The organism is Pseudarthrobacter enclensis, from assembly GCF_030811655.1.
In the GTDB taxonomy this organism is placed as follows: Bacteria; Actinomycetota; Actinomycetes; order Actinomycetales; family Micrococcaceae; genus Arthrobacter; species Arthrobacter enclensis_A.
Window position 1 is genome coordinate 1 of sequence record NZ_JAUSRE010000018.1, and the last position, 20,484, is coordinate 20,484.

Here is a 20,484-nt window from a genome sequence, read left to right on the forward strand (position 1 = left end):
CCCCAACCTTCATCCCCCCACCCCACATCGACCCCACCCAAACACCCCAACAAAACCACTACTTCAAACCACCCCCACCACCCCACCCACAAGAATGATCACTGGTGAGAGCCGTCGGTTAGGCTTCACGCATGACTGAATCCAGCAGCGCCAAAGCCTCGGAACTTCTCCGCCTCCACCGCGCCCCCGGGATCCTCCAGGTGGTCAACGTCTGGGACGCCATCACCGCCAAAGTCATCACCGAAGTTCCCGGAACCACTGCCCTCGCCACAGCAAGCCACTCAATCGCCGCAACGCTGGGATACGAGGATGGTGAGAACATTCCCGTCGACGAGATGATCAGCTTTGTGGGCCGCATCGCCGCAGCCACCCATCTGCCGGTAAGCGCGGATCTTGAAGCCGGTTACGGCAATCCGGGCGAGACCGCCCGCAAGGCCATGGGAGTGGGCATCGTCGGGGCAAACATCGAGGACCACATGCGGCCGCTGACAGACGCCGTCAACCAGATGGCAGCCGTCGTTCACGCCGGCGCTGCTGAGGGAATTGACTTCGTCCTGAACGCCCGAACCGACGCTTTCCTGAAAGGCAGGGACCGGGAGCCCGGTGACGTACTGGCGGATGCCATCGAACGCGGAAGGGCATTCCTGGACGTAGGTGCCACCACGGTCTTTGTCCCGGGCCTCCTGGACGAAAGGACGGTGGCTGCCCTGGTGGAAGGCATCGGCTGGAACAAGATCTCTGTCATCAACGTCCCCGGATCGCTGCCGCCTGCCAGGCTGCAGGAATTGGGCGTCGCCCGCATCTCGTACGGTCCCTGGACGCAGCGGGTCGCCCTGACCGCGCTGGCTGACGCCGCCGCCGAGCTTCTTGCGGGTGGCCAGCTCCCTGAGAACACGCGTCAGTTGAACTAGCGGCTGCCGCGGCCGTACCGAGCAAAGGAGCCAAAGACCTTGACGAGGAACTTGAGTGCGGCAGAACTGTGGCCGCTGCCGGCCGCCTTGCCGCAGCCGGTGTTCTCGGACCAGCGGTGGCTCGACGCCGTCTTCCTCCACTGGCGCATCCCGGAAGAAGTGGCCGCCGGCTTCATGCCTGACGGTGTACAACCGGATGTGTTCGACGGCAGCTCGTGGGTTGGCCTTATCGGATTCCGCATGGAGCAAGCCGGGCTCGGACGCGGACCCGGCATCCCCTATCTGGGAAGCTTCAACGAGGTCAACGTCCGGCTCTACTCGCGGGAGCCGGACGGGACCCGCGGGGTAGTGTTCCTGACCCTGGATGCAAATCGGCTGCCCGTTGTCCTTGCCACCAGGGCAGCGGGGATCCCCTACGTGTGGTCGCTGATCCGGCACTGGCCGCCCTTTCCCGGGAACGGCGGCCAGGTCCAGGGGACCACCGGCGAAGCCGCTGGCGGCAACCGTGCCGGTGACTTTCCCCTGGGCTATTCCGTCCACAGGTTCGGCGGCTCGGGGGCACGAAGCGACTTCACTGTGATCCCCAGGCTCCGCACCGCAGCAAGCGATCCGCTGTCCATCTTCCTGACCGCCAGGTTCGGGATGCACGGCCGGTTCCACGGCAGGACAATTTACGTTCCGAATACCCACCACGAGTGGCCACTCTTCGAGGCTGACGTCCACCAAATCAGCGACGAATTGGTCGGAGCGGCGGGCATCCCCGTTAGCGGGCCGCCGGAATCTGTCTTGTACTCTCCGGGGGTCCGGACGAGATTCGGCAGGCCGCGCCTGCTCGGAAAGGGCGGCTAGAAAGTGGCGTCCTGAACGTCCTGCCAGCCGCTGCCCTCCGTGTAGGTACTGACCAACGTGCCAATCCCTGACTGCAGAGAGTTGGAAGGGTCGAAGTACAAGGACGCTGTTGACGCACGGCTGTGGGTGATCAACTGCTCAGCCTCAAGCTTCGCTTCGGGTACGGTGGCACCGATAATTCCGGTCCGCGCCGGCAGATCGGGCGTATGCACACGTTCGGCGTGTGTCTGGGTGAGCGGGACCGTCGTGCCGGAGTTGATTTCGTCGTGCGGGAACTCGAATTCGGCTTCGCCAGGGACGGCAGGAACGCTGTACTCCAGGAAATAGGTCATACCCCACCCTCGCAGAAAAGCCGTCCGCACCAAAAGCCCACTCCGCTACTTCCCCAGCCCAGCCTTCCTCAGCGCCTCGGCCATTGCGGTGTTGACGGGCTGGGGTTTCGGGGCGGGACGCCCACCGCTACCGCCGCTGCCCGGCACTTGCTTTCCCTGCTGCTGCCGGTCCGGCCGGCCGCTGCGCCCAGCCTTTTGGTCCACCGCTCCCCCACGGTTCCCTTGCCCGCCCGGCTTGCCCTGGCCGGCCGGCGCCGTCGTGCCTTGTCCGGAAGGACGGCGGCTGGAACCCGAACCGACGGCGGCAGGTTCGTCGTCGAGCCTTAGTGTCAGGGAGATGCGCTTCCGCTCCGGGTCAGCCTCCAGGACCTTGACGCGGACGACCTGCCCGGATTTCACCACCTCGCGCGGGTCGGACACAAAGCGGTTGGACAGGGCCGAGACGTGGACCAGGCCGTCCTGATGGACCCCCACGTCCACGAATGCGCCAAAGGCGGCAACATTGGTCACCGTTCCCTCGAGAACCATGCCCGGCCGCAGGTCCGAGATCTTTTCGATTCCTTCGGAGAAGGTTGCGGTAGTGAAGGCAGGACGCGGGTCGCGGCCCGGTTTGTCCAACTCGGCGAGGATGTCCTTGACGGTCGGCAGGCCAACGGTATGGTCCACGAACTTGTGCGGGTCCAGGGACGACGCGGGTGCCGGGCCGGCGGCCACCAGGATCTTCCGCGCGACCGCGTAGGACTCCGGGTGCACGCTGGAGGCATCAAGCGGCTCCGCTCCCCCGGTGATCCTTAGGAACCCGGCGCACTGCTCGAACGCCTTGGCGCCCAACCGCGGCACCTTCTTGAGGTCGGTCCGCTTCTTGAAGGGTCCATGTTCGTTCCGGTAGGCCACAATGTTTTCGCTGAGCAGGGGCCCGACGCCGGCCACCCTGCTTAGCAGCGCGGGCGACGCCGTGTTGACGTCCACCCCCACGGCGTTCGCGCAGTCCTCAACCACGGCATCCAGGCTGCGGTCCAGTTTCGATGCCGTTACGTCGTGCTGGTACTGGCCCACGCCGATGGATTTGGGGTCGATCTTGACCAGCTCCGCGAGCGGGTCCTGCAGGCGTCGGGCGATGGAGACGGCCCCGCGCAGGGAAACGTCCATTCCCGGCAGTTCGGCGGCAGCGAGCGCCGAGGCGGAGTACACGGACGCGCCGGCTTCGGACACCACGAGTTTTTGCGGCTTCCGGTCCACTTCGGCCAGCAGTTTGATCAGTTCGGCGGCGAGCTTGTCCGTCTCCCGGGACGCCGTCCCGTTGCCGATGGCCACGAGTTCGACGGCGTGCTGCCGCGCCAAACGGACCAGAGTGGCCAGGGCGTCGTCCCATTTACGTGCCGGTGCATGCGGGTAGACCGTGTCAGTGGCTACCACCTTGCCGGTGCCGTCCACCACAGCAACTTTCACGCCGGTCCGCAGCCCCGGATCGAGGCCCAGCGTGGGACGGTTTCCCGCCGGGGCGGCCAGCAGCACGTCCCTCAGATTGGCGGCAAATACCCGGACTGCTTCGTCTTCGGCTGCCATGAACAACCTGGAGCGGAGGTCCGAGGTGAGGCGTGCCAGCACCCTGGTGCGCCAGGCCACCTGTGCAGTCTGCATCAGCCACGCGTCGGCGGCCCGGCCGCGGTCGGCGACCCCGAGGAACCTGGCCACAGCGGACTCGTAGCGGGCGCGGGCGGCGGTGAGGGCGGCGTCGTCGGACGGGTCGGCTTCGGCAAGGTCCAACTCAAGGATGCCGTCCTTCTCGCCGCGGAACAGCGCGAGCACCCGGTGCGAAGGCATGCGATCGGGCGACTGGGCGAACTCGAAGTAGTCCGCGAACTTCTGGCCTTCCGCTTCCTTGCCCTTTTTGACGCGTGACACCATCCGGCCCTGCGTCCACATCCGGTCCCGGAGGTTCGCGGCGAGGTCGGGATCCTGCGCTACCCGCTCGACCAGAATGGCCCGCGCGCCCGCCAGCGCGGCAGCGGCGTCACCAATTGAGTGTTCGCTGTTGAGGTACTTTCCGGCCTCAAGCTCGGGATCCAGGTCCGGGCGCTTGAGCAGCGAGTCCGCGAGCGGCTCAAGGCCCGCTTCCCGGGCGACCTGGGCCTTAGTCCGGCGCTTGGACTTGAACGGCAGGTAGATGTCCTCGAGCCGTGATTTGGTGTCTGCTGCGAGGACGGCCTCGCGCAGTTCCGGCGTCAGTTGCCCTTGCGCCTCGATCGCTTCGAGAACGGCGCGACGCCGGTCCATGAGTTCGCGGAGGTAGCGGAGCCGCTCGTCGAGGTCACGGAGTTGGGTGTCGTCCAGCGTCCCGGTGGCTTCCTTGCGGTACCGGGCGATGAACGGCACTGTTGACCCGCCGTCGAGCAGTTCCACCGCCGCCTTCACCTGCCAGGCCTTCACGCCCAGCTCTGCCGCGATCTGCGTGAAGATTGCGTGTTCCTCCGAGGCATCGGAGGAAGTGGGAACGGGAGAAGGTGCAGGCACTTGAGTCACCAGAACATCTTGCCCTACCGGCTTGCCGGGCTCCACCGGACGCTGCCTCTATGTGGATGGCGCGGCTGGGAGAGGGTATTCCTTTGGGCCCTGCAAAGTGCTGTAGTGGACATGCCGTTACTGGCGTTCCGTGCTCGAGGAAGAGGCCGTCATGCGGGAGCTGCTTGTGGTGTTTCAGGAGGGGTTCGAGGACGCCAACATCACCATGACCGTCAACGGCAAGGAGGTGCGCAGGGAAGTGGGCGTCTCCACGAATCCCCTGCTGGGCATCGCGTCGGAGGTGTCCGTGGAGCTGCCGGCGAAGGGTGCCCAGGTGGGAGTGGAGGTCACCAACCGGGGACTGAAGGCCATTACCAAGGTCAGCGGCAAGCCTAAGAGTGTGCTGGTCTCCATTGAGGACGGGCGGCTGCAGATGAAGGAAGGCACCGGCCGCGAAGCCGTGCTCTAGACAGTTTTCCCGGTCCGGAAACTGGCTCTGGTAAGAGTCCATTCGTTGGAGTAGCATCTGATCACCGCCGGCTTCCGTTGGAGTCCGGCGGGCCACATGAGTCTTCAGCCGGGGGTCGTCGGATGGCCTCCGGCGCCGCTGCCCGGGACCAGCACCCCAGACAGCCAACGACGGCGGCACCCGTGGTGGGTGCCGCCGTCGTCGTTTTGATGCGGTTGGCCGGTGGGCCCTACTTTAGCCCTGGTACACCGGGTAGTCCGTGTAGCCGGTGGCGCCCTCGGCGTAGAACGTGGAAGCGTCGGGCTCGTTGAGCGGAAGGCTTTCCTTCCAGCGGCGGGCAAGGTCCGGGTTGGCGATGGCGGGCCGGCCAACGACGACCGCATCAGCGTGTCCCCCGTCGACCAGGCTTTCGGCTTCTTCCCGTGTGGTGATCACGCCGAAGCCGGTGTTGACCAGGAAGGTGCCGCCGAAGCGTGCGCGGAGGTCCTGGACAAGCTCACCGGTTGGCTCGTGGTGCAGGATGCTCAGGTAGGCCAGGTTGAGCGGGGCGATGCTGTCCACCAGGACTTCGTAGGTGGCACGGACATCTGCGGCGTCAGTCTCGGCAATGCCCTGGACGTTGTGCTCCGGGGAGATGCGCAGGCCCACCCGGTTCGCACCGAGTGCAGCCACCACAGCATTGACCGTTTCGATGACGAAGCGGGCCCGGTTTTCCGGCGACCCGCCGTAGCTGTCGGTGCGGACGTTGGAGTTCGGGGCCAGGAATTCGTGCAGGAGGTAGCCGTTGGCGGAGTGCAGTTCCACACCGTCAAACCCTGCCTCGATGGCGTTCAGCGACGCGTTGACGATTTCCTGGATGACCATGGGCAGCTCGTCGGTGGTCAGCGCGTGCGGAACCGGGTACGGCTGCTTGCCGGCGGGAGTTCGGACGACGCCGTCGATTGCCACAGCGCTGGGAGCAACGATGGGAAGCCCACCGGTAATGTCGGAGTGGGACACCCGGCCGCCGTGCATGATCTGGGCGAACATGCGGCCGCCCTCGGCGTGGACCGCGGCGGTGACCTTCTTCCAGCCGGCAACCTGCTCCTGGGTCACGATTCCCGGCTGTCCCGGGTAGGCCTGGCCTGCAGGAGTGGGGTACGTTCCTTCGCTGACAATGAGGCCGAGGGAAGCGCGCTGGCGGTAGTGCTCCACCAGCAGCGGGCCCGGGATTCCCTTTTCGCCGGCGCGGAGGCGGGTCAGGGGCGCCATCACCAGGCGGTTGGGAAGTTCAAGTTCGCCGAGGGTGAGCGGGGAAAACAGCATGCGCAGTTCCTTTCAGAGGCTGAAAACGTACTGCCTATGCCAACTGTGGGGCGCGTGCAACTATTCCGATATCGCGCTCATGCGACGGGGATCACAGTATCCGGTGGTCGGGTCTACCGTTCTGCGGCTCTCAGCGGACGCCCCCGGCTCCGACACCCGGGCAGCCCTGGCCTTGCGGATTCACGTGGCAGTCGTCGGCGTAGTTGCGGGTGAGCGAGCGCCACACACTGATGGTTTGCGGCGGGGCGCTGAACTGGCCCTGGCCTGGGATTTGCAGCGGCGGCCCGGAGTTCACGGAATAGGTGCCTTGGAATGAGGTGGTCAGGACAACCTGGAAATCTCCCGTGGCACCGTAGGCGTGGCTGGTCCGCGTCTTCTCACCCCATCGGTCCTGGGGCAACGGGCCCCCCATCGATGGTTGCGGCCCGAATACCGTCCCGTCCCCATAGTTCCAGGCGTACTGGACTGGCGTGGCCACTACGTGAACTTTCTGGCCAAACATGGTGATATCGAACTGCTGCTCAACTGCGTCGGCATAGAAGTTCGTTTCTGCGCCGCGGAGGGTGTTCGGGCTGGGCTGCGCGACGACCCGCCCTGCACTGACCGGGAGGTTCTGGAACTGACGCTGGATGTCCGCGGCGATCCGGGGCAACAGGTCTTCAGGCTTTGGATCGTATAGGCAGGTCGGTCCCGAATGATGTGCCCAAACCGCGCCTGGCACGCCTCGGGGCCGGGACAGCCACATGACGGGGATGCCCTTGGCGCCGTCCTCCCGGTCCTTGCAGTCGAGCTGGCGTGCGAGGCAGGGAGTGTCAAAGTCTCCTCCACCGAGGTGGCACTGGAGTTCGTATTTGTACTCGTTGGGGTCGGTGGAGAGGACATTGGGATTTGCCAGAATAAATTCGTTTCGTTCAGGGTCCCAGGTGTGCCCACCCATACTGAGGCCGGGACTCCAAGCACCACCAAATTCTGGGTCGTCACCGCCTTCCGCATGCGCTGGGTAAGCAGTAAACAGGGCAGAAATGACAACTAGGAGGAAGAGGAGGAGCAGTCGCGAGGGGGACACGTTTATCCAACTATGCTTCCGAGCTCAACCGCTGACCATTTACCCTCGCTAAAGGAAAGGATGAGCAGGTTTCCTTGGTCTGGCGCCTGAGGGTCTGTTCGAGCCACGGTCCCATCAGCCCGCATATACGACAAGGGATCCTGGTGAACTTGGGCTGCGACTTGATACGTACCCTTCGGACCTTTCGTGAACGTCGTATTTGCGACAGGCGTTGATAGCTTCCCCCCGACCAACCAGCGCCCCTCCGAGTGCCAGTCCTTGATCACCTTGCTAACCTTCTGGCACGCATCGGAAGGGCTCGGAGCAATACTCTCGAAGAGTGCAGCATCTCCCGTCTCGTACGCATAGCTCAACACGGAGAACCAATATTTGGTGAAGGCCTCTGCACCCTCCTTCGTCTCCGTCTTAGCGACCTCCGGGAGCACAGGAACGGGGACGTTTTGGGCGGGCCCTGACGCGTCGGCGGGCTTGTAAACAGCGCTGGGTGTCGGAGTGGGAGTGGCAGAGGGGGTGCTCGTTGCGCCGTCTGTTGTAGGAGGCGAGGCGCTGCCGGGGTCTGCAGGGGCTCCGCCCGAGCACCCGGTCAGGCCGAGCGCAGCAGCGACGAACAATGCTCCTGCGCCGGAGCGAAAGGCTCCCGTCGGCACAGCGAGGGACGTAAGGAAGTTCTGTAATGTCATGGGCCGCTATTTCCCCCAGTAGTTTCAAGACGGCTTGCTCCGAACAGTGAGTTAAGGGTAGCCCACGTCACAATTTCGCAATCAAACTTATCCACAGGCACCGCCACCGTTGTAGCACCACAGCCGCACGCACAGAAGTCAAAAAGGAAGCCGGCGCAAAAGCTGCGCCGGCTTCCCCTGGGATGGAAACAAATTTATTGCTGCCTCGGCAGCACCAATTCCCCCGTCTTATCCGTCGACAGGGCGAGCGATGAAACATACTGGGGGCCGCCGTCGGGAGCGTCCTGGGCGGAACGAACCATGTCCGGACGTTCGAACTCCAACCCGGTCACGTGGCACAGCAACTTGGCGTCGCTGGGGTTCCCGTCGGTATCGAACATGGGCAGATCGATTCCGTCGTCAGCACGCCGCAGGTAGTACCGCCCGCGGGTCAGTACCGCCAGGACCGGCGGCAGCACCAGCGCCAGGCCCACCGCGAAGATGGGTGAATACGGCTGGATCATGGCACCAAACGCCCCGAAGAACACCGCGATGGAGACCCCCGCCGACACCAGCATGGACACAAAACCCACCGGGTTCACGGCGTACAGCATGCCGCGGCGGAACTCCGGCACTTTCGGGGAAATCTTGAGGAGGTACTTGTTGATGGCGATGTCGGACGCCACGGTGACCACCCAGGCCATGGCGCAGTTGGCGTAGAACCCAAGGATGGTGTTGAGGAAGTCGAACATGTTCGCTTCCATGAGCACCAGCGCGATCAGCAGGTTGACCACTACGAACACCATCCGGCCCGGGTACGTCTTGGTGATGCGCGTGAAGGAGTTGGTCCAGGCCAGCGAGCCCGAGTAAGCGTTGGTGACGTTGATCTTGATCTGGGAGATGACCACCAGCACCACGGCCAGGGTCATGGCCAGCCACGCCGGCATCATCTCCTGGTAGACGCCCAGGAACTGGTGCACGGGCTCATTGGCGGTGGCGGAAGCGGCGGGGTCGAGCGTGGCGATCAGGTAGATGGCAATGAACATGCCCACGGTCTGCTTAACAGCACCGAAGATCACCCAGCCCGGACCGGCAAGGATCACCGCGCGCCACCACGCTGACCGGTTGGCATCGGTGCGGGGCGGCATGAAGCGGAGGTAGTCGATCTGCTCGGCGATCTGCGCCATGAGGGACAGGCACACACCCGCCGCGAGCATTACAGACGCCAGGTTCGGTCCGCCGTCCCCGGATGCGCCCGTGTAGGCGAAGAAGCTGTCGATGCTTTCCGGATGGGAGACCAGCAGGTACCCCACGGGAACCACCATCAGCAGCAGCCACAGCGGGGTGGTCCACACCTGCAGCTTGGCCAGCGTGTTCATCCCGTAAATTACCAGCGGGATGATGACCATGGTTGACGCCGCGTACCCCAGCCACTGCGGAATGCCGAGTCCCAGCTCCAGCCCCTGCGCCATGATGGAACCCTCGAGCGCGAAGAAGATGAACGTGAACGTGGCGAAGATGACGTTGGTGACCACCGAGCCGTAGTAGCCGAAGCCGGAGCCGCGGGTAATCAGGTCCAGGTCGATGTTGTAGCGCGCGGCGTAGTAGGCCAGCGGAAACCCCGTGGCGAAGATAACGACGGCTGCCACCACAATCCCCAGGATCGCGTTGACCGTGCCGTAGGAGATTCCGATGTTCGCACCGATCGAAAAGTCGGCCAGGTAGGCGATACCCCCGAGTGCGCTGGTGGCCACCACCCCGGCGCTCCACTTGCGGTAGGACCGCGGAGCGAACCGGAGCGTGTAATCCTCAAGGCTTTCCTTCGTGGCGTTGAGCGCGGCCGTGCTGGCCGCCGTCGGGGTTGCCGGAGGATGTCCGACGACGGCGGCACCACCAGGTGCCCCCGGTTCCAGCAGTTGGGTTGTTTCCAAGTCGTTGCCCATGGGGTGCGTCGCTTTCGTTTGGGTCCGGGATTCTGCGACTGACGCTATCCATCCCAAAAGACAGCCCGATCACCGTCCTGTTTCTGCCGTGTAAAGCCTTGACTGGACTTGTCAACAAAACGGTGGGGCCGGCATTGTTCCCACCCAACAAAACTGGCCCGCGACGGCCGAACTAGCGTCGGAGGAGACTTATCCCGAGCAAAAGGACGGCAATGACCATTCCGCATCATTCGGTGGAGCACCCCATCCTGGAAACAGCCCGCCAGCAGGTCCTTGAACAGGGCATCGGCCTGACGGAGACACAACTTGTGGACGTCCTGCGACTGCCCGATGACGCCCTCCCGGCTGCCCTTGACCTGGCACATCAGGTGCGCCTGCGCCACTGCGGGGAGGACGTGGAAGTGGAGGGCATCGTCTCCATCAAGACAGGCGGCTGCCCGGAGGACTGCCACTTCTGCAGCCAATCCGGCGTCTTCGACAGCCCCGTCCGAGGCGTCTGGCTGGATATTCCGGAGTTGGTCAAGGCCGCAAAGGAAACAGCCGCGACCGGGGCGACCGAGTTCTGCATCGTGGCAGCCGTCCGGGGGCCCGACGTCAAGCTGATGAACCAGATCAAATTTGCCATCGACCGGATTCGGCAGGAAGTGGACATCAACATTGCCTGCTCCCTTGGCATGCTCACCCGCAAGCAGGTGGACCAGTTGGCTTCGTGGGGTGTGCACCGCTACAACCACAACCTCGAGACCGCGCGCAGCTACTTCGCCCACGTGGTCACTACCCACACTTATGAGGAACGGCTGGAAACCTGTGCCATGGTCAAGGACGCCGGAATGGAGCTTTGCTGCGGCGCGCTGATCGGCATGGGGGAAACCCTGGAACAGCGTGCCGAACTCGCCGCCCAGCTCGCAGCGCTGGAACCGCACGAGGTTCCCCTGAATTTCCTCAACCCCAGGCCCGGCACACCGCTGGAAAACCAGCAGGTCATGGACGGGAAGGACGCCCTGCGCGCGATCACGGCCTTCCGGCTGGCCATGCCCCGGACCGTACTGCGCTATGCAGGCGGAAGGGAACTCACCCTCGGCGACCTTGGCACCCGGGAAGGCCTCCTTGGTGGCATCAACGCCGTGATCGTGGGGAACTACCTGACCACCCTGGGCCGCCCCGCCTCTGCCGACCTCAACCTCCTGGTGGACCTGAACATGCCCATCAAGGAACTGCAGAAGACGCTATGAGCACGCCGCACCCGTCGCACGCAACTGACGCCCCATACTGCGAACTCTGCGGCCTCCTCCTTCAGCCTCAGCCCACCCAGGTTGACGCGTCCCGGGAGGAGAAGCACGACGGCGGCCACGCACCGCCGTCGTACCACCACTCCAGGTGCGCGGACCTTCTCCAGCTTGAGCCCCCGCGCTACTGTGCCTTTTGCGGCCGCAGGCTCAAAGTCCAGGTTTCCCCAACGGGGTGGTGGGCCAGCTGTGCCCGGCACGGAAGGAACGCCTCGTAACCGGGCCTTCCGGCCTCTGGTGTGTTCCTGCCCGGCTGGGAAGAATGGCCGCATGATGTTTGAACACGCGGACGGCAATCCCGTCCTGGAACTCGATGACGAGCAATCGTGGCGGCTTTTGGCGGCAACCCAGCACGGCCGGTTGGTGGTATCCGTCGCAGGGGAACCTGACATATTCCCCGTGAACTATGTGACCTCCCACCGCAAGGTTTATCTCCGCACGGCGCCCGGCAATAAACTCGCCCAGCTGACAATCAACGCCCAAGTGCTTTTTGAGACAGACGGCATCCTCTCCCAGGAGGCGTGGTCGGTCATCCTCCGGGGGACAGCCCGGGTGCTGAGCAACTCGGACGAGGTCGGCGCTATCGAGGAACTCGGCCTGAAGACCTGGGTTCCAACGCTCAAAGACTTCTACGTCGAGATCGAGCCCAAGTCCGTCAGTGGACGGCACTTCGTGTTCGGCGAACAACCGGAACGGGAGATCTAGGGACTCCTAGACTGGAAGGATGCCGGACCCTTCCAGCGTGGACAAGCGCCCCACAGACAAGCCCAGCGCAGACAGGCTCACACCTGAGCAGCGGAGCTGGAACATGTCCCGTATCCGCGGTAAGAACACCAAGCCCGAGCTGCTGGTCCGGAGGCTCCTGCACGCCAAGGGCTACCGGTACCGGCTGCACGGCAGGTCCGGGGGTGCCAAACTCCCGGGAAACCCGGACCTCGTCTTCGCCGGCCGCCGCAAGGTGATCTTCGTGAACGGCTGCTTCTGGCACTTCCACGAGTGCAGGGTGGGGCTGCACGCGCCAAAGGCCAACGCCGACTTCTGGGCCGCAAAGCGGACCCGGACGCGGGAGCGTGACGCGGGCCAGCGGCGCGAACTGCAGGACGCCGGCTGGGAAGTGCTGACAGTCTGGGAGTGCGAACTTAAGAACCACTCAGCGCTCGAAACCCAGTTGGTGCGCTTCCTCGAAGCCGGCGCCTGGCAGACAGGGAAATCTTGAGGCAATCTTTAGCGGCTGCCGGGGCTGGCCTTGATCCTGGCAAGGCAGGATAAACGGGTTGCCGCGATCAGGCAGCCACTGGAAGTTTCGGAGCAGCTACCCTATCCCCTAGCTCCTCCGGGCCAATAGGGCGGACTTGAAAGCAGCAGCAGACGAATCACTGCTGTTGATGCGCCAGTCTGTTTCCTTCTGCATGTCGAACCAGACGAAGCCCATCACATCGGACTGGGCAGCCAGGTAGGACACCAGGTCCGTGTTCCAGGTGGCTTTGGACCCGCCCAGTTCGCTGGACGCCGTCTCTGCGATCAGGACCGGCTTGCCAGGTGCCAGGCTGCGCAACTGCGAGATGCCGGGGGCGAAGAGATCCACAGGGGAAACCCAGCTGCTCCAGGTTTGTGAGGTGCCCCAGTTGTAGCCGTCCAGGGCCACAATGTCCACGTAACCGGCCCCGGGAAACAATCCGGCAAGGTCGGTGGAGCCCCAGTAGGGCACGTTCGGCGACCAAACCCACTGGACGTTCGTAGCACCGGTGGCGGCGACCACGTCATGCACGTGCCGCCAGGCGGCCACGTAATCTCCCGGCTGGTTGCCGTTGACGCCCTCAGCCCACGGGTACCAGTTGCCGTTCATCTCGTGCGCAAAACGCAACATGACCGGCTTGCCCCAAGCGGCGAAGGACTGGCCCCACTGGGTGATGTACGCATCAAAGTCACCTGCCGTGATCCGGGCCAGAGCGTATGCCGGCTGGTCCACGCCGCCTCCCCATGCCCAGGGTTCCCAGGTGACCAAGGGTGTTGCTCCGCGGGAACGGACAGCGTCCATCTCGGTAATCGGCGGAGACTGCAGGAAGTCCTTGTAGCTCATCACGATGGACGGGCTTTCCCCTGCAAGGGTGGCAACCTCGTCCAGCTCTGTGCTGGCCAGCGGTCCTCCGGCAGTGGCCACGCCAAAGCGCAAGGCTGCTGTGCTTACGGCCGGCGGCTGCGGGGCTGGAGCTGCCTGCACCACAAACGTGGCAGAGGCCTTGATGGAGGATGTCTTGGCTGTGATGGTCAGGTTCCCGGTGGACCCGGCGGGAATCGTGATGCCGGTGCTGAAGGCGCCGGTTGATGTGGTTTGGAACGCGAAGGTAGTGGAGCCCACAATCACGGTGCCTGTGGTAGTGGCCTTGAAGCCTGTGCCGGCAACTGTGACAGCTGAGCCGGCCGGCCCGAGGGGCGGATTGAGCGTGATTTGCGCTGACGCGGCTGCGCTGGCCGGCTGGACGATGGACAGCGCCAACCCAGCCCCGATTATGAGCGCGACAAATAAGGTCCTCATGGTTCGGAACACGGCAATCTATCCCCAGATTGAAAGGCGGCAACGGCCGCAGACGGCATCAATGCAGAAAGCATTGGCCTCGATTTTATGGGCAAAAATCCGCAGTCCCATCAAGAAAGCCACAATTCTTGCCGAGTCTTCTGCCAGGAAAAGGCATCAGTCCTAACCTGAAAAAGTACTCGGCACCACCCCCACAAACCCCTGTTTCCCCCGCCCGCAACACCAGCAGAAAGGAGTGTCATGAGCACATCGGATGATGCGCCCAGGCCGCTGGTGGACCAGTCCGTCCTGGACCGGCTGCGGGAGGAACTCGAAGAGGAAGAAGGCTACAGCCGCGTCTTCGTGGGGAACTTCATCGAGTACCTGCCACAGCGGCTGGGCCGGCTGCGGCTGGCCCTGACCACCGGTGACCTTGAGGGCTCCCTGGACGCCGTCCTGAGCCTCAAGACGTCAAGCCAGATGGTGGGAGCCGAGCGACTGGCTGGACTGGCGCTCGAACTGGAGAACGAGATCCGGGCCGAAGCCCGGCACGCTGACATGGCAGTGGTATTGCCCAGGCTCGCGGCCACATTCCTGCGGCCCATCACGCAGTGCAGCAGGCAGACCATGCACCGGTTGCAGGCTCAGTGCTGTCCCGGTGCCAAGCGGTAACCCACCCCGCGGACGGTCTGCAGCCAGCGCGGCTGCTGCGGGGAGTCGCCCAGCTTTTTGCGCAGGTTCCCCATGTGGACTTCCACGGAGCGTTCGTCGGCTTCGCTGATGTAGCTGCCGACGTCGTAATCCTCGTCGCGGAGCCGGCGCACCAGGTCTGACTTGGTCCGCACCGTCCGGCCAGCTTCGAGGAGCGCATAGAGGAGTTCGAACTCGGTACGGGTCAGGTTCATCTCCCTGCCGTCGACGGTGACGGTGCGTGAGGCGTAGCTCAGGTCCAGCCCGTTGTGGCTGAAGTTTCCACGCTCGGGGTGTGCTGCGCTGTCCGGCGACGAGTCAACAGCCACGTCAGCGGGGTCCGGAACCGACCGCGGCCGGCGCATCATGGCCGCCACCCGGGCCCGCAGCTCACGCGGGCGGAACGGCTTGGTGAGGTAGTCATCGGCCCCGGACTCGAGCCCGATCAGGGTGTCCAGCTCCTCGGTACGGGCCGTCAGCATCACAATGTAGGCATCGGAAAACTCGCGGATCTGACGGGAAACCTCAAAGCCGTCAATGTCCGGCAACCCCAGGTCCAGGGTGATGACGTCCGGGTTGAGGCTCTTCGCCATCAGCACGCCTTCCGCCCCGCCGCTGGCGACGGTGACGTCAAACCCAGCCTGGGTCAGCACAGTGCGAACCAGTTCCCGAATGTCGTGGTCATCCTCGATGACCAGACCCACACGTGCCTCACTCATAGAGCCCCCTCAGTGCCAACGTCAGAAGTATAGCTGCCTGCGGATATCCTGCTGGTATGGTCCCGCACACCCCCACTTCCGCGTGCCCGGCGCCATGACCATCCCCACGGCCTGGTCATCGGGACGGCTGCGGTTTTTCAAGCGCCCCTTTCACGAATACCGCCTGACGGACAGGGTGGCCATGAGCCAGATGCCCCTGTTCGTGACCACCATCCTGACGGCCGCGCTGATGTGGGCGTTCTTCCCGGACACGATGAACAACCCCCTGTTCGTGGCGTTCCTCGTCTCGCAGCTGGCGATCATGGTGCTGTGCTACGCCATCCCGTGGGACCGGCTGCCCTACACCAGTTTCCTTGCCATCCCGCTGCTTGATTTCGTCTCCATTGCCGCGGGCAGGGAAGGCGGCCAGGACGGCCTGACGGGGATCAGCCTGCTCGCCGTGTTTCCGGTCATCTGGTTCTGTGCGTCCGGATACCACGCGCGGGCGGCCCTGTGGTTGTCCTTCCTGGGACCGCTGGCCATCATCTGGGTGCCGCTCGTGCTGAACGGCGACCACAATCCACAGGATTTTGCGCGGTCCCTGTTGCTTCCGGTCATGATGCTGGGCATCGGCGTGTCGGTGAGCGTCCTGACCCTGAGCATGATGCGCCAGCAAAAGCAGCTGGAGGAGAAGGACGAGCTGCTGCGGGCCAACCTCCGCACCAGCAAACGCCAGGAATCACTGCTCAACACCATTCTGGACACCGTGCACCTGGGCGTCCTGGCCGTGGATGCGGACGGCCACGACGTCCTCATGAACCGTAAGCAGCGCGCAAACCATGAGCTGGCCCGGCCCAAAGACATCGCGGACCCCAACGAGTCCCAGCTGCTGGTCTTTGGGCAGGACCGGAAGACGTTGATCCCCGTCCAGGAGCGCCCGGTCCGACGGGCCGTTCTTGGCGAAACCTTCACGGACTACCTGGTGTGGCTGGGTGAAGGGAAGGACCAGCGCGCCCTGGTGACGACGGCGCGTGCCATGAAGGATTCCGACGGCAACTTCACCGGCTCCGTCATCGTATTCAGCGACGTGACGGATCTGGTGAACGCGCTGGCCGCCAAGGACGACTTCGTCTCGAACGTTTCCCACGAATTCCGGACCCCGCTGACGTCCATCCTTGGCTACGTGGAGATCCTGCTCGCCGATCAGCCGGACGAATCGCAGCGGGACATGCTGGAGATCATCCGCCGGAATTCGGAGCGGCTGCTGACCCTGGTCTCGGACCTGCTGTCCAGCCGGAATGGGCAGCTGATTGTCACGCCCCATGCGGTGGACGTGGCCGAACTGGTGCGCAGCAGCGTGTCATCGGCAATGCCACGGGCGGCGGCCGCCGGAGTGGAATTGCGGGCCGAAACCCCCGAGCGGCTGGAAGCCCACGTGGACAGTGCCCGCATTTCCCAGGTCCTGGACAACTTGGTGTCCAACGCCATTAAATACTCGCCCGACGGCGGTGAGGTGGTGGTGTCGCTGGCACAGGAGGACGGGCACCTTGCCTGCCACGTTTCGGATACCGGAATGGGCATGAGCCCGGAGGACGCTTCAGAGGTGTTCGCCAAGTTCTTCCGCACCAGCAGCGTGCGCCGCACGGCCATCCCCGGCGTGGGCTTGGGGCTGCCCATCAGCAAAGCGATCGTCGAGGCGCATGGCGGCACCATTGGCGTCGACAGCAGCCTGGGCAAGGGAACGACCTTTACGTTCCGGGTGCCGGTGTAGTCCCCACCCGTACCCTAACCACTTCGCCCCAGGACTGGCGGGCAAGTTCCTGGATCGAGGCAAGAATGGCCGACGGCGGCTGGCTGAGGTCCAGCGGGTACTCCACGATGTCGATGTCGGTGTTGAGGATGCGGCGGAGCTTGACCTCACCCTTGCCGGCGTAGACGAGCCAGGCAGTGGGCACGGCGAGAGCGGTGCAGTGGGCCAGCATTTGGTAGTGGTCAGCCGTCAGGGAGGCACCGGCGTCCGAGGCGGCCTTGTACTTGGCGTTGTACGCCACCACAGGTCGGCCGCCGAGCATGTGGACCGCGTCCGGACGCACGGACAGGCGGTCGGCGTCGTTTACGGCCTCGCTGAGCAGGACGTTGAAGCGCAGCCGCAGCTCCCCTGGGTACGCGGCCATTGCGCTGCGCAGCGCGGTGCCCACAAAATCGCCGAACACCTGCGCCATGTCCACGACGAACGAGGCCGTCTGCTGCTTGCCCTCGCGGGCTTCCGCCGATGCGTTCCGCAGGATCAGGTCGGCCAGGCGAAGCACGGCGTGGTAGCGCTGGTTCATCCGGGTGGCCTGCCAGGCTGGGACCGGGGCGCCGGACGGAAGGCGGGTGACGCCGTCGAGCTTTCCCTTTAGCTGGCGCAGCCGGCCCAGCACCTCGGGGCGGACACCAGGCACCTGCCCCATCCGCTCAAGCGCGGCGCGCAGTATCCGGTTTTCGGCGATGTCCTCGGTGAATTCGTCGTACGACACCTCCAGGGGAACCAGCATGCCGGGGCGCCGGGAGATCTGGTCGGAGATCCGGATCCGCCCCTTGACCGTCCGCAGCGACTCGTCCACGGTGAGATAGCCCTGCAGGACACCCCGGCCCAGGGCCCGTTCGGCGAGCTGCGCCAGCGATTCGGCCAGCGCACTCCAGAGGTCCTGTTCCTCCTCCGCTGCCACCAGGCCGGGCCGGAAGCCCTGCTCCCCCGCGTAGCTGAGCAGGAACAGGAGCCGGCTGAGGCCCAGCCGGTCCTTGGGCCGCACGTCCAGCTGGATGGTCGGCGTCCGCACCGACCCCACCTTGCCCACCGGCTCGATGCGGTACAGGCCCATGCCCAGGGGCGATGCCTTGGCCAGCCCGCTGGAGTTCAGGAATGAAGCGCTGGGCGCGTCCAGCCGTTCCACCAGGCCGCTGGACAGTTCGTCCAGGACCAGGTGCCGAACAGACGCCCGGGGATCAGCGCGCTGCAATGCGTCCCAGCAGCTGGTCCAGCCCGAACCGCTCCTCCAGCTGCGCCCGCGTCAGCTGGCCGTGGTAATGCTCCTCCAGCAGCGGCATCAGCTCGTACTTCCAGATCCGGCGCAGCCCGGCAGGGGTCTGGGCGGCGGCCTTCATGAAGTAGGACGGTCCGATCATCAGGTCGCGGTCCCATTCGTCAATGGCCCCGTTGAGCGCATCCAGCAGCAGCGCCGGGGTGGGGTCGAGCTGGCGGGCCTGCAGGAACCGGTGGAGGGATCCCTTCACCGGCTCGGTCTGCGGGTGCAGTTCAATGAAGGAGAACCGGCGCCGGATGGCGGCGTCCATCATGGCAATGGACCGGTCCGCGGTGTTCATGGTGCCGATGATGTACAGGTTGTCCGGCAGCGTGAACGGCTCATTGGGGCTGTACTGCAGGTAGATGCGGTCATCGCGGTATTCCAGCAGGAAGTACAGCTCGCCGAACACCTTGGCCAGGTTGGCCCGGTTCATCTCGTCGATGATCAGGAAGTACGGTTTCTTCTCGTTGCCGGGCTTCGCGGCTTCCTCCGCCAGCCGGCGCAGCGGGCCGGCCACGAGTTTGAATGACACCTGGCCTTCGTCGGTTTTGTCCGGCCGGTAGCCCTCGAAGAAGTCCTCGTAGGCGTACGACGGGTGGAACTGGACGAGTTTGACCCGCTCGTCCGTGCTGTCGTCCGCCAGCTCGGCAGCAAGGTGCTTGGCCAGGTATGTCTTGCCGGTGCCGGGTGGACCGTAGAGGACCAGCTGCCGGTTTTCCTCCAGCAGGTCGGCGATCTCCTGAAGCGGTTCCAGTTCCATGTGCAGCGACGCGGCGAACTCCCGGGTCAGCGGGCGGAAGCCCTCCTGCACGGGAGGGACGACGGCGGCGCCCTCCGTGTCGGCGTCAGGTTCGGTCTCCGCTTCCGGCGGCAGCAGCGCCTGCAGCGCCTGGACCACGCGGGTCACGTCCACCACGATGCCGGGGGTGGCCAGCTGGCGCTGGACGTGCCGGGGCAGGCTGGTGGTGGTGTGGCCGTCATCGAACCAACGCACCTTGCGCCGCAGCCGGCGGTTGTCGTCGTTGTACTCGGGCTCCCCCAGCACACCGCCGAGGCGTACCGTTCCGGCGTGCTGGTACAGCACCAGGTCGCCCGGCTTCATGACGGTCAGGAAGGCGAAGACCGCCGTCTTGGTGTCCTCGCGCTCCACGTAGCCCAGGTGCTTGTAGTCCTCGTCCACGGCGTGCTGAACCACACCGGCGGTGACGCCGGGGTCCAGGTGGCGGAGATGTTCGACGTCGAGAGTCACCTTTTCCTCGCCGTGCCACGCGGTGAGCAGCTCGGCATGGTCGCTGTGCGTCCGCAGCAGCCACGCGCGCCGGCCGGGGTCGCCCACCTTCCGCCACTGGCTGACCAGTTGCCGGGAGTACCAGTCGATGCGCTGGCCGGCCTGCTCGTCCAGGTGCCGGCGGATGCGGTGGATATCGGCCGTGATGTCTTCTTCGGTGTCGCCGTTGGCCCCGCCCACCAGCGAGGCGAACGCGTCCCGGATCTCCTGCCGCTCCACGTCCGCCACCACGGGCTCGAAGTAGCTGGGCCACGCCAGGAATTCGATGCTGCGGCGGATGGCGGGCTGGTCCTCCGGGGTGGACGCGGCCAGGTGGTGGAACTGCAGCGGGTCCTTGATGGCGGCCTGCACCACGGCGGCCGGGCGCTGCGCAACGTTCCGGACAAACCGGCACAGCCACTTGAGGTGGTCCCAGATGGTCCAGTTGAACTCGGCGGTCCGGTCGCGGATCACACCGTGGTCCGTCATGCCGGCGTACAGCTCCTCGGGGAGCTCAAGCGGCGGTTCCAGCCAGCCGGCGGCTTCAGCCACGCGGGCGCGTTTGACCTTCAGGGACTTCACTTCGTGGGCCAGCGGCAGTGACTGCAGGAACAGCAGCTCGACGGCGAGCTGCTTGGCCCCGCGCGTGGCACCATCCAGGTTCTCCCGGAGGTTGGTCATCATCGGGGCCTTTGGATCCGGGATGCCGCGGTCCAGCCGGTCAAGCAGCTCGGCGGCCGCCGGAACGGACCAGGTCCTGGTGCGGCCGTCCAGGGGTGACGCTTTTCCCTGCAGGCCGGGCCCCAGCACGAACCATGCAGCGTCCTCGATCTCCTTCGAGATGCCGAGGGCGCGGGTCATGGCAGCAGTGGCAGTGGGGGTCATGCCCTCAAATTTACAGGGTGAAGCTGGACGCCCGCTCCA

General features: G+C 64.9%; 19 protein-coding genes. 9 read left to right on the top strand and 10 right to left on the bottom strand.

Annotated features, from left to right (window positions below):
• Nucleotides 1-131: 131 nt before the first annotated feature.
• Both J2X98_RS15925 and J2X98_RS15930 read left to right on the top strand, forming a co-directional pair.
• Nucleotides 132-911 carry an isocitrate lyase/PEP mutase family protein gene (locus tag J2X98_RS15925; protein ID WP_307310062.1) on the top strand — a complete coding sequence of 260 codons (780 nt, stop codon included), beginning with the start codon at nt 132-134 and terminating at the stop codon, nt 909-911.
• A gap of 39 nt (nt 912-950) precedes the next feature.
• Nucleotides 951-1,760, top strand: a complete 810-nt coding sequence (locus tag J2X98_RS15930; RefSeq protein ID WP_307310064.1) for a YqjF family protein — start codon at nt 951-953, stop codon at nt 1,758-1,760.
• Here J2X98_RS15930 and J2X98_RS15935 read toward each other — a convergent pair.
• Both J2X98_RS15935 and J2X98_RS15940 read right to left on the bottom strand, forming a co-directional pair.
• Nucleotides 1,757-2,092, bottom strand: coding sequence for a hypothetical protein (locus J2X98_RS15935; RefSeq protein WP_307310066.1), 336 nt, complete (start codon nt 2,090-2,092; stop codon nt 1,757-1,759). The two genes, J2X98_RS15930 and J2X98_RS15935, sit on opposite strands and share 4 nt — an antisense overlap.
• A gap of 45 nt (nt 2,093-2,137) precedes the next feature.
• Nucleotides 2,138-4,615 (bottom strand): Tex family protein, encoded by a 2,478-nt coding sequence (locus J2X98_RS15940; RefSeq protein WP_307310069.1) that lies wholly within the window; start codon nt 4,613-4,615, stop codon nt 2,138-2,140.
• Nucleotides 4,616-4,745: 130 nt separating this feature from the next.
• Between J2X98_RS15940 and J2X98_RS15945 the strand changes: the two genes are divergently transcribed.
• Nucleotides 4,746-5,063: a hypothetical protein gene (locus J2X98_RS15945; protein ID WP_141943370.1), complete on the top strand. Its 318-nt coding sequence runs from the start codon at nt 4,746-4,748 to the stop codon at nt 5,061-5,063.
• Between the two features lie 234 nt (nt 5,064-5,297).
• Here the strand turns inward: J2X98_RS15945 and J2X98_RS15950 are convergent, their stop codons facing one another.
• The 4 genes from J2X98_RS15950 to J2X98_RS15960 form a co-directional block, all read right to left on the bottom strand.
• Nucleotides 5,298-6,368, bottom strand: coding sequence for an alkene reductase (locus J2X98_RS15950; RefSeq protein WP_307310075.1), 1,071 nt, complete (start codon nt 6,366-6,368; stop codon nt 5,298-5,300).
• A gap of 130 nt (nt 6,369-6,498) precedes the next feature.
• Complete coding sequence (locus tag J2X98_RS15955; protein ID WP_307310078.1) at nt 6,499-7,305, bottom strand: hypothetical protein; 807 nt, start codon at nt 7,303-7,305, stop codon at nt 6,499-6,501.
• A 131-nt stretch (nt 7,306-7,436) separates the two neighbouring features.
• Nucleotides 7,437-8,114 (bottom strand): DUF6318 family protein, encoded by a 678-nt coding sequence (locus tag J2X98_RS22280; RefSeq protein ID WP_373460908.1) that lies wholly within the window; start codon nt 8,112-8,114, stop codon nt 7,437-7,439.
• A 194-nt stretch (nt 8,115-8,308) separates the two neighbouring features.
• Entirely contained in the window at nt 8,309-10,036 is a 1,728-nt protein-coding gene (locus tag J2X98_RS15960; protein WP_307310081.1) for a purine-cytosine permease family protein, read from the bottom strand.
• Between the two features lie 212 nt (nt 10,037-10,248).
• Here J2X98_RS15960 and bioB point away from each other — a divergent pair, with 212 nt between their 5' ends.
• Genes bioB through J2X98_RS15975 form a run of 4 tightly spaced genes read left to right on the top strand, consistent with a single transcriptional unit; the run spans nt 10,249 to nt 12,538 of the window.
• On the top strand, nt 10,249-11,268 hold the full coding sequence (gene bioB / locus J2X98_RS15965) for a biotin synthase BioB (RefSeq protein WP_141943375.1): 1,020 nt from the start codon (nt 10,249-10,251) through the stop codon (nt 11,266-11,268).
• Nucleotides 11,265-11,540, top strand: coding sequence for a biotin synthase auxiliary protein BsaP (gene bsaP, locus J2X98_RS22330; protein WP_444964471.1), 276 nt, complete (start codon nt 11,265-11,267; stop codon nt 11,538-11,540). The genes bioB and bsaP overlap by 4 nt, the downstream gene beginning before the upstream one ends.
• Nucleotides 11,541-11,592: 52 nt before the next feature.
• Entirely contained in the window at nt 11,593-12,027 is a 435-nt protein-coding gene (locus J2X98_RS15970) for a pyridoxamine 5'-phosphate oxidase family protein (protein ID WP_307310086.1), read from the top strand.
• A gap of 19 nt (nt 12,028-12,046) precedes the next feature.
• Nucleotides 12,047-12,538: a very short patch repair endonuclease gene (locus J2X98_RS15975; protein WP_307310090.1), complete on the top strand. Its 492-nt coding sequence runs from the start codon at nt 12,047-12,049 to the stop codon at nt 12,536-12,538.
• 108 nt (nt 12,539-12,646) lie between these two features.
• Here the strand turns inward: J2X98_RS15975 and J2X98_RS15980 are convergent, their stop codons facing one another.
• Complete coding sequence (locus J2X98_RS15980; RefSeq protein WP_307310093.1) at nt 12,647-13,858, bottom strand: glycoside hydrolase family 26 protein; 1,212 nt, start codon at nt 13,856-13,858, stop codon at nt 12,647-12,649.
• Between the two features lie 240 nt (nt 13,859-14,098).
• Here J2X98_RS15980 and J2X98_RS15985 point away from each other — a divergent pair, with 240 nt between their 5' ends.
• Nucleotides 14,099-14,509, top strand: a complete 411-nt coding sequence (locus J2X98_RS15985; RefSeq protein WP_141943383.1) for an Hpt domain-containing protein — start codon at nt 14,099-14,101, stop codon at nt 14,507-14,509.
• Here the strand turns inward: J2X98_RS15985 and J2X98_RS15990 are convergent.
• Nucleotides 14,482-15,246: a response regulator transcription factor gene (locus J2X98_RS15990; RefSeq protein WP_174237535.1), complete on the bottom strand. Its 765-nt coding sequence runs from the start codon at nt 15,244-15,246 to the stop codon at nt 14,482-14,484. The genes J2X98_RS15985 and J2X98_RS15990 overlap by 28 nt on opposite strands.
• Nucleotides 15,247-15,340: 94 nt before the next feature.
• Between J2X98_RS15990 and J2X98_RS15995 the strand changes: the two genes are divergently transcribed.
• On the top strand, nt 15,341-16,996 hold the full coding sequence (locus J2X98_RS15995) for a sensor histidine kinase (protein WP_307310099.1): 1,656 nt from the start codon (nt 15,341-15,343) through the stop codon (nt 16,994-16,996).
• Here the strand turns inward: J2X98_RS15995 and J2X98_RS16000 are convergent.
• Nucleotides 16,974-18,227 (bottom strand): 5-methylcytosine restriction system specificity protein McrC, encoded by a 1,254-nt coding sequence (locus J2X98_RS16000; protein WP_307310101.1) that lies wholly within the window; start codon nt 18,225-18,227, stop codon nt 16,974-16,976. The genes J2X98_RS15995 and J2X98_RS16000 overlap by 23 nt on opposite strands.
• A complete protein-coding gene (locus J2X98_RS16005) occupies nt 18,214-20,445 on the bottom strand; it encodes an McrB family protein (RefSeq protein ID WP_141943387.1) in 2,232 nt (743 codons plus the stop codon). The genes J2X98_RS16000 and J2X98_RS16005 overlap by 14 nt, the downstream gene beginning before the upstream one ends.
• Nucleotides 20,446-20,484: the final 39 nt, after the last annotated feature.

Coding starts and splice junctions, on each gene's coding strand:
- J2X98_RS15925 (WP_307310062.1), top strand. CDS start 132: ATGACTGAATCCAGCAGCGCCAAAGCCTCGGAACTTCTCCGCCTCCAC.
- J2X98_RS15935 (WP_307310066.1), bottom strand. CDS start 2,092: ATGACCTATTTCCTGGAGTACAGCGTTCCTGCCGTCCCTGGCGAAGCC.
- J2X98_RS15950 (WP_307310075.1), bottom strand. CDS start 6,368: ATGCTGTTTTCCCCGCTCACCCTCGGCGAACTTGAACTTCCCAACCGC.
- J2X98_RS15955 (WP_307310078.1), bottom strand. CDS start 7,305: ATGGGTGGGCACACCTGGGACCCTGAACGAAACGAATTTATTCTGGCA.
- J2X98_RS22280 (WP_373460908.1), bottom strand. CDS start 8,114: ATGACATTACAGAACTTCCTTACGTCCCTCGCTGTGCCGACGGGAGCC.
- J2X98_RS15960 (WP_307310081.1), bottom strand. CDS start 10,036: ATGGGCAACGACTTGGAAACAACCCAACTGCTGGAACCGGGGGCACCT.
- bioB (WP_141943375.1), top strand. CDS start 10,249: ATGACCATTCCGCATCATTCGGTGGAGCACCCCATCCTGGAAACAGCC.
- bsaP (WP_444964471.1), top strand. CDS start 11,265: ATGAGCACGCCGCACCCGTCGCACGCAACTGACGCCCCATACTGCGAA.
- J2X98_RS15970 (WP_307310086.1), top strand. CDS start 11,593: ATGATGTTTGAACACGCGGACGGCAATCCCGTCCTGGAACTCGATGAC.
- J2X98_RS15975 (WP_307310090.1), top strand. CDS start 12,047: ATGCCGGACCCTTCCAGCGTGGACAAGCGCCCCACAGACAAGCCCAGC.
- J2X98_RS15980 (WP_307310093.1), bottom strand. CDS start 13,858: ATGAGGACCTTATTTGTCGCGCTCATAATCGGGGCTGGGTTGGCGCTG.
- J2X98_RS15985 (WP_141943383.1), top strand. CDS start 14,099: ATGAGCACATCGGATGATGCGCCCAGGCCGCTGGTGGACCAGTCCGTC.
- J2X98_RS15990 (WP_174237535.1), bottom strand. CDS start 15,246: ATGAGTGAGGCACGTGTGGGTCTGGTCATCGAGGATGACCACGACATT.
- J2X98_RS15995 (WP_307310099.1), top strand. CDS start 15,341: ATGACCATCCCCACGGCCTGGTCATCGGGACGGCTGCGGTTTTTCAAG.
- J2X98_RS16005 (WP_141943387.1), bottom strand. CDS start 20,445: ATGACCCCCACTGCCACTGCTGCCATGACCCGCGCCCTCGGCATCTCG.